Source organism: Saprospiraceae bacterium (assembly GCA_016717265.1).
Taxonomy (GTDB): Bacteria; Bacteroidota; Bacteroidia; order Chitinophagales; family Saprospiraceae; genus Vicinibacter.
Map to the genome: position 1 here is coordinate 338,411 of JADKFX010000001.1, position 12,988 is coordinate 351,398.

At 32.7% G+C, this 12,988-nt stretch carries 8 protein-coding genes; all 8 read left to right on the forward strand.

Features of this window, described 5'->3' with window-relative positions; genetic code table 11:
• Window positions 1-7 precede the first annotated feature (7 nt).
• The 8 genes from IPO86_01545 to htpG all read left to right on the forward strand — a co-directional run bounded on the left by IPO86_01545 (window position 8) and on the right by htpG (window position 12,874).
• Window positions 8-1,372 (forward strand): HAMP domain-containing histidine kinase, encoded by a 1,365-nt coding sequence (locus tag IPO86_01545; GenBank protein MBK9726779.1) that lies wholly within the window; start codon window positions 8-10, stop codon window positions 1,370-1,372.
• A gap of 63 nt (window positions 1,373-1,435) precedes the next feature.
• Window positions 1,436-2,188 carry a response regulator transcription factor gene (locus tag IPO86_01550; GenBank protein MBK9726780.1) on the forward strand — a complete coding sequence of 251 codons (753 nt, stop codon included), beginning with the start codon at window positions 1,436-1,438 and terminating at the stop codon, window positions 2,186-2,188.
• 86 nt (window positions 2,189-2,274) lie between these two features.
• On the forward strand, window positions 2,275-3,555 hold the full coding sequence (gene purD / locus IPO86_01555) for a phosphoribosylamine--glycine ligase (protein ID MBK9726781.1): 1,281 nt from the start codon (window positions 2,275-2,277) through the stop codon (window positions 3,553-3,555).
• 81 nt (window positions 3,556-3,636) lie between these two features.
• On the forward strand, window positions 3,637-6,084 hold the full coding sequence (locus IPO86_01560; protein MBK9726782.1) for a bifunctional UDP-N-acetylmuramoyl-tripeptide:D-alanyl-D-alanine ligase/alanine racemase: 2,448 nt from the start codon (window positions 3,637-3,639) through the stop codon (window positions 6,082-6,084).
• A 106-nt stretch (window positions 6,085-6,190) separates the two neighbouring features.
• Window positions 6,191-8,152 (forward strand): peptidylprolyl isomerase, encoded by a 1,962-nt coding sequence (locus IPO86_01565; protein ID MBK9726783.1) that lies wholly within the window; start codon window positions 6,191-6,193, stop codon window positions 8,150-8,152.
• Window positions 8,153-8,160: 8 nt separating this feature from the next.
• Window positions 8,161-9,033 carry a hypothetical protein gene (locus tag IPO86_01570; GenBank protein ID MBK9726784.1) on the forward strand — a complete coding sequence of 291 codons (873 nt, stop codon included), beginning with the start codon at window positions 8,161-8,163 and terminating at the stop codon, window positions 9,031-9,033.
• 11 nt (window positions 9,034-9,044) lie between these two features.
• Window positions 9,045-10,385, forward strand: a complete 1,341-nt coding sequence (locus IPO86_01575; protein MBK9726785.1) for a peptidylprolyl isomerase — start codon at window positions 9,045-9,047, stop codon at window positions 10,383-10,385.
• Between the two features lie 623 nt (window positions 10,386-11,008).
• Complete coding sequence (gene htpG, locus IPO86_01580) at window positions 11,009-12,874, forward strand: molecular chaperone HtpG (protein MBK9726786.1); 1,866 nt, start codon at window positions 11,009-11,011, stop codon at window positions 12,872-12,874.
• Window positions 12,875-12,988: the final 114 nt, after the last annotated feature.

Consider the following 12,988-nt stretch of genomic DNA (forward strand, 5'->3'; position numbering starts at 1 on the left):
AAATTGAATGGGAAAGCAAGCGATATGGTTTGTAATCGGCTTAATGGCTGTAGCATTAATTGGTACTACGATTGTCCAGTTATATTGGATTAATTGGTCTGTCAACCTAAAAGAACAACAATTTAATGAGTCAATTATAGCGGCTTTACACAGGGTAGGGACCCGACTAGAAAAACACGATCCTAGTTTAAGTTTATCTTCCGCCTCGTTATTAGAGAGATGGGATGAAAAGCAAAAACAAATAGAATTAATAGACCGTGAAATTCGGTTACAAAAATTTCCACTGGAGCGAAGAATTGATCCTTTATTTTTAAAGAAAATAATAACTCAAGAATTTATTGAGCTTAATTTGGATTTGGATTATTCCTTTGGGGTTTTTGATAATTTTAGAAAACGCATGATTATTTTGAATGGAAATTATCAGGCGGATTTAGGAGTAAACTATAGGGCTTCAAATCCAGGTTTAAAATTGGAAACGCAGCTCCAAAATTCAGAATATGAAATAGGTTTGTTTCCTGGAATTACCGGAAATCCAGGTACGCTAAAAGTAATTTTTCCCACAAAAACAAGCTGGCTGTGGCGATCTGTATGGCCATTATTAGTTTTAAGTTTATTATTAACTTCATTAATAGTTGCTTGTTTTTCATATGTCATTTATGTGGTTTTCCGACAAAAAAAATTATCTGAAATCAAAAATGACTTTGTCAATAATATGACGCATGAATTTAAAACACCCATCGCTACAATTTCATTAGCCTCAGATTCAATAACGAGTCCAATGGTTATTAATGCACCCGATAAAATTCGGCGGTTTGCAGATATTATTCGTCAAGAAAACAGACGGATGTTAAGCCAGGTTGAAAAAGTACTTCAAATGGCACTTTTAGATAAACATGATTTTAAAATGAATCTAAAAGAACTGAATATCCATGAAATTATAGAACAAGCGGTAGCAAATATCAGTTTACAGGTTCAACAACGCGATGGATTTATAATTAAAGAATTAAATGCTTTGAATTCAAATGTAATGGGGGACCAAATTCATTTGACAAATATTATTTATAATTTATTAGATAATGCCAATAAATATTCTGTCGAAAAACCAGAAATTAAAGTGACAACAAAAAATAAAGGTGGTTTTATAGAAATTAGTGTTTGCGATAAAGGGATCGGAATGGCGAAAGATGTTCAGAAGATGATTTTTGAAAAATTTTATAGAGTTCCTACTGGTAACCTACACAATGTCAAGGGTTTTGGTCTTGGTTTGAGTTATGTTAAAGCTATGGCTATAGAGCATAACGGACGGGTGGATGTAGAAAGTGAAATGGGAAAAGGAAGCCGATTTACACTTACCCTACCTGTAAAAACATAAAAAAAAAAATTGCAATGCAACGACAAACTGAATTTCTAATCGTTATACTGTAAAACCTTGACTATGGTTGGCAGCAAAACGGAAACAAACCCTACTACAAAAATTCTACTTGTAGAGGATGATCGCAATTTTGGAGATGTTCTAAGATCCTATTTGGAAATGCATGGCTATGATGTAGATCTTGCTGTGGATGGCATTGATGGATTTGAACAATATCGACGTGGGCAATATGACCTCTGTATTCTCGACGTCATGATGCCAAGAAAAGATGGTTTTTCACTAGCTAAAGACATCCGTTCTAAAAGTAGTGAAATTCCAATTATATTTCTAACCGCAAAAACTTTAAAAGAAGATATTTTAGAAGGTTTTCGCATAGGTGCTGATGATTATGTGACAAAACCTTTTAATTCTGAAGAACTGCTATATCGGGTACAAGCTATTTTGAAGCGATCTATGAAAAAGGTCGATCCAAATGATGACACAACAGAATACGCTATAGGTTTTTATTTTTTCAACTTTCCACTTCGTGTTTTATATCTTAAAGAAAATAACGAAATCAGTGAAAAAATCAAATTATCACCAAAGGAAGCATTATTATTAAAATTATTTTGTCAACACCGAAATCAAATTTTATCCAGATCTGAAGCACTCACTAAAATTTGGGGTGAGGATAATTATTTTACGGCTCGAAGTATGGATGTTTTTGTTACCAAGCTTCGGAAATATCTAGCTAAAGATGAAAATATCGAAATTATCAACATACATGGGAATGGCTTCCGTATGATTGTTAAGGGAGAATTGGGTTCTGAGCTTTAATTAAAAAAAATTCTAAGTTTTATTTGACATCACTTTTGCTGGTTTAGTGTTACTTGGTTTTATTTACCTTTGCCGGAACACGATTCATGAAAAAGAATGTTTTAATTTTAGGTTCCGGCGGGCGGGAACATGCCTTGGCATATAAAATCAAACAAAGCAATTTAATCGCTCAACTTTTTGTGATGCCGGGGAATCCGGGTACCGCAGCCTTGGCTTTAAATCTACCTGGCAATCCTTCAGATGCAGAACTAGTTAAAACTACTATTTTTAATTTTGATATTGATATTGTGATTTGCGGGCCAGAGGTTCCATTAGCAGATGGTTTAATGGATGCATTGTCTATAGCCTCCTGGGACCATAAACCTATTTTGGTAGGCCCTACAAAAGCCGGGGCAATGCTGGAAAGCAGTAAAGCGTTTTCAAAGGAATTTATGCTTAAGCATTCTATTCCAACTGCCGCTTTCCAAGCTTTTACCAAAGATCAGGAACAAGAAGCTTTGGAGTATATGAGCTTATTGAAACCACCTATTGTATTGAAAGCCTCTGGACTGGCCGCAGGTAAAGGGGTCATTATAAGTCCGGATCACCATCAAGCTGAACTTGAGTTATTAGATCTACTCCATGGTAAATTTGGAGCAGCCTCTGAAACGATCGTCATTGAAGAATTTTTAGATGGCATTGAATTTTCAGTATTTATCCTTACAAATGGAACACAATATGCTCTTTTACCAATAGCTAAAGATTATAAACGAATTGGAATTGCCGATTCCGGTTTAAATACAGGTGGAATGGGTGCCGTTTCGCCAGTTTCCTTTGTAGATGAAATCTTGTTAGAAAAAGTTCGTTCGCAAATCATTCAGAAAACACTTGACGGACTTAAAAAAGATCAAATCCCGTATCAAGGATTTATTTTCTTCGGACTAATCTGTGTGCAGGGAGAACCCTATTTAATAGAATACAATTGTAGAATGGGCGATCCGGAAACAGAAGTTGTAATGCCAAGACTAAAAACGGATCTTATCGAACTCATTCTAGCTATGCAAGAAAATAGATTGGATCAAGTTAAAATTGAAACCGATCCTCGATATGCTGCTACGATTATGTTGGTCAGTGGTGGTTATCCTGGAGTTTATGAAAAAGGTAAAACCATTCAATTACCCACTGAAGGATACCAAAATTCAATCCTTTTCCATGCAGGTACAAAAGAGCAAAATAGTATCCTTACCACAGATGGAGGTAGAGTAATTTCCATAACTTCCTTTGGAAATACAAAAGAAGAAGCCGTAGATACTAGTTTGGATTTAGCAGCTAAAATACAATTTGAAGGAAAATATTACCGTCAAGATATTGGATTTGATTTAAGCTAATGCCACTGCTTTAACTTACATACGATGCATTCTTTTAAAATTGTTAAACGATGAAACAAGTCTTTATACTGAAACTAAAAAATGATTTATAGCGTCCGAGAACTTGCTGCCATACTTGATGTTTCTGAATACAACACTTTATTTGAAGATGTCATTATAAAACACACTGAAATTGACAGTCGCTATGTCATCAAAGCAGAAGAGACCATTTTTTTTGCATTAAAAGGAAATCAGTTAGATGGTCATGAGTTTGTTCCAGACCTTATTGAAAAAGGAGTTCAGGTCTTTGTAGTATCAAATGATATTAAAATTAAAAATGCCTGTTTTTTAATAGTGCCGGATGTGCTCCGAGCCTTACAGAAACTAGCTAGTTATCACCGTTCCCGGTTTCTAATACCGGTCATTGGGATCACTGGTAGCAATGGTAAAACGATTGTAAAGGAATGGCTCAATACCATTTTACAAGAAAAATATATTATTTGCAAAAATCCAAAATCTTTTAATTCACAATTAGGTGTTGCCTTGTCTGTATTGGAGCTGAATGAAAGTCACCAATTGGGAATTTTTGAAGCAGGTATTTCTAAACCTGGTGAGATGGACCTGCTTCGTGAAATGATTCAACCAACCATAGGTATCATCACAAACATTGGAGATGCGCATCAAGCTGGTTTTTCTGGTATGGATGAAAAAACCAAGGAAAAATTAATTTTATTTAATGGCGTTCAAAAATTAATTTATTGTAAAGATTATCAAAGTATTGAACATCATCGAAAACAACATCTTAATAATCGAAACTGGTCACAAAAATTAGATGCAGATTATAATGTTGTTACATTAAAGAAACACAAAAAAGGACTTCATTTAAAATTAAAGTACAAAGAACTAATTTCTGATTTTGAATTAAACTTTCAAGATGAAGCTTCTCTTGAAAATATTTTACATTGTATTGTTCTTGCTTTAGAACTACAACTTACTACCTCTGAAATTCAAGCCGGTATCAATCAATTGCATAATCTGACCATGCGGCTCGAGCAAAAAGAAGGAATCAATGGATGTATTTTAATTAATGATAGTTATAGTCTCGATTTTAAATCTTTACAATTAGCCTTGCAGTTTGTAGATCAACAAAATCAGCAGCTTCCCAGGACACTGGTCCTTACAGATTTTGCTGAACAAAAAGGAACTTTAGATTTATGGCCCTCCGTTGAATATTTATTGGAAAAATATAAAATTCAAAAATTGATAGGCGTTGGGAAAGAAATAAAAGAAATAAAATCTTATTTGACCAAACAAATTACATTTCTTCATTTTGAATCTACAGAAAAACTAATTGAAAATTTTGATTCTCTTTATTTTAAAAATGAATTAATATTAATAAAAGGTGCAAGAAAATTTAAATTAGAACAATTTTTTCAACAGCTTAGTTTATCTAAGCATGATACGATTCTTGAAATAGATTTAAAAGCGATCACCCATAATGTAAATATATATAAGTCCTATTTAAAAGAAGATACAAAGATTATGGCGGTTGTAAAAGCCGCAGCTTATGGAAGTGGTCAATACGAAATTGCAAGATTGTTAGAACATAAAAACATAGATTATTTTGCAGTAGCATACCCGGATGAAGGGATTTTATTAAGACAAAAAGGAATTTTAACACCTATACTCGTAATGAATACGGGTACTACGGACTTTAATTTATTATTAGATCATCGATTAGAACCTGAAATTTTTTCATTGGCCCAGTGTCAGCGACTAATTACGGAATTAGGAAAATTTACCAAATTTGATATCCATCTGAAACTAGATTCAGGAATGCATCGTTTAGGTTTTTTAGAAAATGAAATTGAAGCACTTTGCCAATTCTTAATTTCAAATCGACAATTAACTGTAAAATCGATTTTTTCACATTTATCTGGCAGCGATCAAAGTGAATTTGATGACTTTACTAAAAAACAAGCGGCACTTTTTAAACAAATGGCAGATAAGATTTCACAAGTTTTAAATTATAAACCATTATTCCATATTTTAAATAGTGGTGGCATAGCCCGTCACCCTGATTTGTGTTTTGACATGATTCGGCTAGGGATTGGGATGTATGGAATTGATAATGATCCGAAACTAAAGACCCTCCTTGAAAAAGCCCATACTTTAAAAACACGGGTTTCTCAAATTAAGATCCTACCAGCTGGTGAAACGGTGAGCTATAATCGGAGTGGAACCATTTCAGAATCTACCAAAGTAGCTGTTTTAGCAATCGGTTATGCTGACGGTTTACCGCGAATAGCTGGATTGAAAGCATATAAACTTTGGGCAAACCGTGTCCAAATCCCATTAATCGGGGTTGTTTGTATGGACATGTGTATGGCTGATGTGAGCCAATTAGGTCAAATCGAAGAAGGCATGGAAATAGAGGTATTTGGAAAAAACGCTGCCATCGAAAGTTTAGCAAAAATTGCAGATACCATCCCATATGAAATATTATGCGGTATCTCAACCCGGGTAAAGCGGATCTTTCTTCAAGATTAAGACCATATTCATTAATATAACGTTAATAAATCATATTAAGCCACTATAAAATGGGTTTTAAACGTATCTACTGCTTAATTTTGACCGTTTTTAAACAAAAATTCCTATGAAATCAATCAGCTTTGTAATTGCACTTTTAATTTCTATTGTTGGATTTAGCCAAGGGCCAGATCCAGTTTTGTTTTCCGTTGCTGGAAATGCAGTCCATGTTTCTGAATTTGAATATATCTACAATAAGAATAATGGTAAAGAAGCCGACTATACCAAAAAGTCGTTGACAGACTATTTGAATCTTTATACTAAATTCAAACTAAAGGTTCAGGCAGCCCGGGATATGAAAGTAGACACGATCCCGGCCCTTATAAAAGAACTGGAAGGTTACCGTCAACAATTAACAACAAATTACTTAAATGATAAAGAAGTTACCGACCGTCTTGCTCGGGAAGTTTACGATAGACAGAAGAAAGATTTATTAATTGATCATATTCTTTTTAGCATGAGTCCGAATGCTTCCGGACAAGATACAGTCCAACCATTCACACAAGCTTCAAATGCAATTCGACTTTTAAAAAATGGAATGAAATGGGACGATGCCGCTAAAATGTCAAATGATTTAAATTCTGCTCAAAAAGGTGGAAAATTAGGATGGTTTACTGCGATGTTCCCAGAAGGTTTTTATGAATTAGAAAATGCAGCGTATTCCCTAAAAACTGGTGAGGTTTATCAAACACCAATCCGTACCCGTTTAGGATATCATGTTTTAAGATTAGAAGCTGAAAGAGCAGCTTTTCGCAGAATGGAAGCAGCCCATATTTTAATTAAAAAAGCAAGTAGAGGTCATAGTGATTTAATAGCGCAAGCGAAAATAGACAGCATTTATAAAAAAATTAAAGAAGGTCAAAGCTTTGAAGAATTAGCAAGAGTGCTAAGTGATGATAAAACAACCGCTTCACAAGGTGGAAATATTGGCTACTTTGGAATCAACCAATTTGAACCAGCTTTTGAAGATGCTGCATTTAAATTGGCTAAAGATGGCGATTTTTCATTACCTGTTGAATCTGCAATAGGCTGGCATATTATTAAAAGATTGCGCAAAGATGAAGAATTGCCATATGAACGTGCGAAGCGAAAAATTCAAGTTGATATACAACGGGACCAACGTTTTAATGTAGCCCAAAGTACCTTGATCGAAAAAATAAAAATGGAAGCTGGTTATAAAGAAAATCAAGTAGTACTAACTCGATTTATAAACTTAATAGATACCAATTTCTACACTTATAAATGGAGAGTTCCAGATAGTTTGAAAGAGGAAGCTTTATTTAGTTTGGGAAATAAAGATTTCGGTACCTTAGAATTTGCAGAATATGTAAAAACCAACACACGTCAAAGACTTCAAGGTGGAGATTCGAAAGATGTGCAAGCTACTTTGAAAACCATGTTAAAAGAATACTCTTCTCAAAAATGTCTGCAGTTTGAAGAAGGAAAATTAGAAGATAAATATCCCGATTTTAAAGCATTAATGAGAGAATACCGGGAAGGCATTTTGCTGTTTGAAGCAACAAAAAATATAGTTTGGGATCGCGCATCTGAAGATACCAGTGGCTTAAAGGTATTTTATGATAAAAATAAAGATAAATACCGTTGGGATGAAAGAGCTGTTATTCATTCTATAAATATTGATACCACGAATAAAAAATTAGCTGACGAAATTTATAAATTCGCAAAAAAGAATGCAATTGATAAGGTGATTACAAAATATGATCCGGATAAAAAATATATTTCCTATCAGAAATTTATAGCTGAAAAGAAATCTCCAGATTCTTATAAAGGAATCAACTTTTTAAAAGGATCCATTACGGACTTAACCTTAGACTCAGGACTTACCAGCTATTCCTTTAGAAAAGTAGAATCAAATCTTCCTGCTGGAATTAAATCATTGGATGAAGCCAGAGGGTATATCATAGCAGATTATCAGGATTATCTTGAACTTGTATGGGTAGATGAATTGAAAGCAAAGTATCCGATTAAAATCAATGAGGATGTTTTCCATAAGCTTATCAAAGGGTAATTCATAGAATGAATGAACAGAGATTTTTACATTTTTTTTACTGCTACCTTTTTCTAGGTTTTTCAATTATTGGTTGTAAACAATCAGAAAATTCTATACAGGAAGGTGAAGATCCGGTAATCATTAAATATGGAGGTCGTACATTGTATTATAGTGAGGTGCTTGAAAATACAATCTCTGAAATTCAAAGTTCTGATAGCGCACAAATTGTAACGAATTACGCTGAGAAATGGGTTAAAGATCAAATCATGTTAAATGAAGCCAATAAGCAAATTGGCAATCAAAAAGAAATAGAACTTTTAACAGAAACCTTTCGCAATGAGTTATTATTATTAAAATTTGAAGAAAAGTTAATTCGGGAAAAGCTAGATACCTTAATCTCAGATCAAGAACTTTCAGAATATTATAATAGTAATAAATCCAGATATAAATTAGAAAGTACCATCTTTCGGTTCATTTTCGTTAAAGTAAATAAACCTATTTCAGATTCCAGAAATCTTGAAAATTTATGGAAAAATTTAAATAATTCTAATCTTCAAATGTTAAATCTATATTGTCAAAATAATGCTGACATTTGTTTTTTAAATCCAGCTAAATGGTATAAATGGGATGAAGTAAAACAACACCTTCCTTCAAAAAATTTAACTGAGAATAGCATCCAAGCTGGTATTTCAAGAGATTTTGCAGACTTTAACTATGCCTATAAAATTAAATTTTTTGAAGTGGTACATCCAAATCAAGATCCGCCGCTATCCTTTTTTAAAGATCAGGCAACACAAGCAATTTTACATAAACGCAAAATTAAATTGTTAGATCAATTTAAATCCAACCTTTACGAGACTGAATTAAAATCAAAACGCATTCAATTTTTAAACAAATGATATTTTCAAAAATGAATCATTACATCCTTTTATGTTGTCTATTGTCTCAATCTATTTTGTTCTCTCAAAATAAAACGATTGATAAAATTATTGCAAAAGTAGGCGGCGAAGTAATTTTATATTCTGACTGGCAGGAGCAAGTTAGTTTTTTAAAAAACAAACAAAATGCATTTTCAGAAGATAACTCTTGTTCTATTTTGGAAAATATCTTGATTCAAAAATTTATGGTGAATCGGGCGAAAGTAGATAGTATTGAAATAAAAGATGAAGAAGTAGAGCAACAATTAAATGCAAGGATTGAACAAATTTTAGCATACTTTAATAATGACTATAAAAAATTCGAAGAATATTATGGACAAACTGTTTCTGAAACCAGGGATCGTTTTAAAGAAGATTTGAAAAATCAATTGCTAACTGAACGGCTCCAAAACAAAGTTATTGGGGAAATCCGAATCACTCCAGAAGAAACAGATGCTTTTTTTATTAGAATACCAAAAGATAGTGTTCCTTATTTTAATGCTGAAGTGGAATTATCAGAAATCGTTTATAAGCCCAGAATCAATGAAACCCAAAAGAAACTTGCAAAAGAAAAATTAGAAAAAATTATTTTACGATTAAAAAATGGTGAGGATTTTTCTAAAATTGCAACGATTCAATCGGATGATCCGGGTTCTGCAAAAAATGGTGGCGCATTGGGTTGGATGAAACGAGGTTCCTTAGTCCCTGAATTTGAAGCGGTAGCTTATGGTTTAGAAAAGGATTCTATTTCAGGTATCGTAGAAACTGAATTTGGTTTACATATTATTCAGTTATTAGAGCGAAGAGGGAATTCTATTTTAAGCCGGCATATTTTGGCAAAACCAAGAATTGAAGATTCTGATTTTAAATTAGCAGAAAAATATTTAGACTCTATCAGAAATAAAATATTAAAAGATACTGTTTCATTTGAAATTGCCGTAAGATATTATTCAGATAAGAAATCTGAATCTTATAATAATGGAGGGCAACTTATAAATCCTAAAACGGGAAATGCAAGTTTTGAAACTGGAGATTTAGATCCAGATGTATTTTTTGCAATTGATGGCATTAAGGTAGGAGAAATCACGAAAGCATTTTCAACAACTGAAGCGGATGGAAGTAAAACTTATAGAATTGTAAAGCTATTATCTAAATCCGCACCCCATAAAGCAAATATGAAACAAGATTATGCCAAGATTCAATTAGCTGCAAAAGAATATAAGAAAAATATTAAATTTCAAGAATGGCTTGGAAATAATGTACCCCGGGCATACATTGAGCTGGATCCATCTATAAAGGCAATCTGTCCGGGAGTTGGAAATTGGATGAATTAAATCTTCTACTTACAAGCATTTACAATTTTTATGAAAGTTCTTGTGAGCGCATAAACATCAAATTGTGTATGCATTGCCCTAAGACAATTGCTATTTATTTTAAAATTAAAAAATCTGAGAATTTATTCAACGGAGGGAACTCGGGAAATCGAAACTTTTTTGCTTGCATAAGGAAAACGCCTAGCGATAAAAAAAAGAGATCGGTTTATACCCCCCAGCAAACCGATCTCAAAAATTGTCTCGTATCCAATTCTTTGGGTACGTATCCGGTCACCCGGACAGCATTCAAAATGCATAAACCTTGCCAATTTTAATAAGAATCATAAAAATTTTACATATTTCTCAATTCTAACTAAATGCAAGAATATATTCTATTGATTTTCAATAGATTACTATTTTAGACTTTATCGTATTTTATTTATTTAAACTATGTAAAAACATGCTACTTTAATGCAATATGATGAATTTAAAATTTAATAGAAGCTCATAGTATTTTATGCAAGTATGGTTTGTTTGTATTACAGACCTTTAAAATGACAATAAATTGCTATAATATAGGTCAAAATGGCAGATTTTCCCATATGGCACAGGCTTTGACAAGCAAGTTCTAAACAATATAATCTATGCGTTCAGGTAAAATTTCAGTCAAAACGGAAAATATCTTTCCAATTATTAAAAAATTCTTGTATTCCGAACAAGAGATCTTTTTAAGAGAGCTCATTTCAAATGCTGTAGATGCAACTACTAAATTAAAAGTTTTATCGTCTAAGGGTGAGGCTAAAGGCGAATTAGGAGAATTAAAAATAGAAATTTCTATCCATAAAGAAAATGGAACGCTATCTATTAAAGATCGAGGAATTGGAATGGATGAAGAGGAAGTTAAAAATTACTTAAACCAGGTTGCATTTTCTTCTGCTGAAGATTTTATTAATAAATACAAAGGAGAAGCCAATATTATAGGTCATTTTGGATTAGGGTTTTACTCTGCTTTTATGGTTTCAGATAAGGTAGAAGTAATTACAAAATCCTATAAGGAAAATGCGGTTCCAGTAAAGTGGACCTGCTTAGGGGATACGGAATTTAATATTGAAGAGGTTATCAAAGAAGATCGTGGCACCGAGATTATTTTATATCTCACAGAAGATTGTAAAGAATATCTTGAAGATGCTAGAATTGAAGGTTTGCTTGATAAGTTTTGTAAGTTTTTACCAGTCCCTATTCAATTTGGAACCCGTAAAGAAAAAATTAAGGAAGGTGAGGTAGAAACAGAAATTGAAAAAGAGAATATCATCAATAATCCAAACCCACTTTGGAAAAAAGCACCAACGGATATCACGGATGAAGAGTATAAAAACTTCTATAATGAGTTATACCCCTATTCTGAAGAACCTTTATTCTGGATCCATTTAAATATAGATTATCCATTTAATTTAACGGGTATACTCTATTTTCCTAAAATCAAACAAAATATTGAAATTCAGAAAAACAAAATACATCTTTATTCCAATCAGGTATTTGTTACAGATGATGTAAAAGAAATTGTACCCGAATTTTTAATGTTACTACATGGTGTTATTGATTCTCCGGATATTCCATTAAATGTATCTCGTTCGTATTTGCAGGCTGATGCCCATGTGCGCAAGATTTCTGGTTATATTACCAGAAAAGTTGCTGAGAAGTTACACGATTTATTTAAAAAAGATCGAGCAGATTTTGAGAAAAAATGGTCGGATATCAGTACGTTTATTAAATATGGTTTAATTTCAGATGAAAAGTTTGCAGAAAAGACAATACCTGTAGTTCTTTTTGAAAATACAGAAAAGAAATTTTTTACAATTGATGAATATAAAGAACATATCAAACAATTGCAGACTGACAAAAATAATCGATTGACAGTATTATATACAAATGATCCTAAATTGCATTACCGCTATATTGCTGCTGCAAAAGAACAAGGATATGATGTATTACTTATGAATAATGTTCTGGATAATCATTTTATCCAACAAATGGAAATGAAAGCAGAACTGACTTTTAAACGGGTCGATTCAGATACTTTGGATAAATTAATAGAAAAAGAAGAAAAAACAGAATCTGTCTTGTCGGAAGCAGATCAAAAAACGGTGGAAGAAATCTTTAAATCCATTTCCATTAATAAAGGAAGTAATACCTTATTGAAAGCGCTATCACCCAACGATCCTCCTGTAATGATCGTGAAACCCGAATTTATGCGCCGAATGAGTGAAATGCAATATATGATGCATGCTGTTAAAGGAGAAGCTGATGATCATCCATTTTTAAATCATTACGAGAGTATAATTAATAGCAATCACCCGATTGTAGCAACTAAATTATTAGCTGAAAAGGATTCAGAAAAAAGAAAAGATATAGCAGATTATCTTTTTAAATTGGCCATGTTAGATCAACAAATGTTACAAGGCGAAGCACTTCATGATTTTGTAAAGAAGAGTTTGGAAAGTATGCATTAAGCTTTTGAGAAAGGTAATTTAAAGTCACCATTAAACTTGTTAAGAGCTTTCTTTTAAAACAAAGTTTAGCATATTCATAAAAGACCTTAAAACAATTTGTTGCTATTAACCTAA

Bases quoted from the DNA above. Each gene is read 5' to 3' on its own strand.
- IPO86_01575 (MBK9726785.1), top strand. From the start codon at position 9,045: ATGAATCATTACATCCTTTTATGTTGTCTATTGTCTCAATCTATTTTG.
- IPO86_01565 (MBK9726783.1), top strand. From the start codon at position 6,191: ATGAAATCAATCAGCTTTGTAATTGCACTTTTAATTTCTATTGTTGGA.
- IPO86_01545 (MBK9726779.1), top strand. From the start codon at position 8: ATGGGAAAGCAAGCGATATGGTTTGTAATCGGCTTAATGGCTGTAGCA.
- IPO86_01570 (MBK9726784.1), top strand. From the start codon at position 8,161: ATGAATGAACAGAGATTTTTACATTTTTTTTACTGCTACCTTTTTCTA.
- htpG (MBK9726786.1), top strand. From the start codon at position 11,009: ATGCGTTCAGGTAAAATTTCAGTCAAAACGGAAAATATCTTTCCAATT.
- IPO86_01560 (MBK9726782.1), top strand. From the start codon at position 3,637: ATGATTTATAGCGTCCGAGAACTTGCTGCCATACTTGATGTTTCTGAA.
- IPO86_01550 (MBK9726780.1), top strand. From the start codon at position 1,436: ATGGTTGGCAGCAAAACGGAAACAAACCCTACTACAAAAATTCTACTT.
- purD (MBK9726781.1), top strand. From the start codon at position 2,275: ATGAAAAAGAATGTTTTAATTTTAGGTTCCGGCGGGCGGGAACATGCC.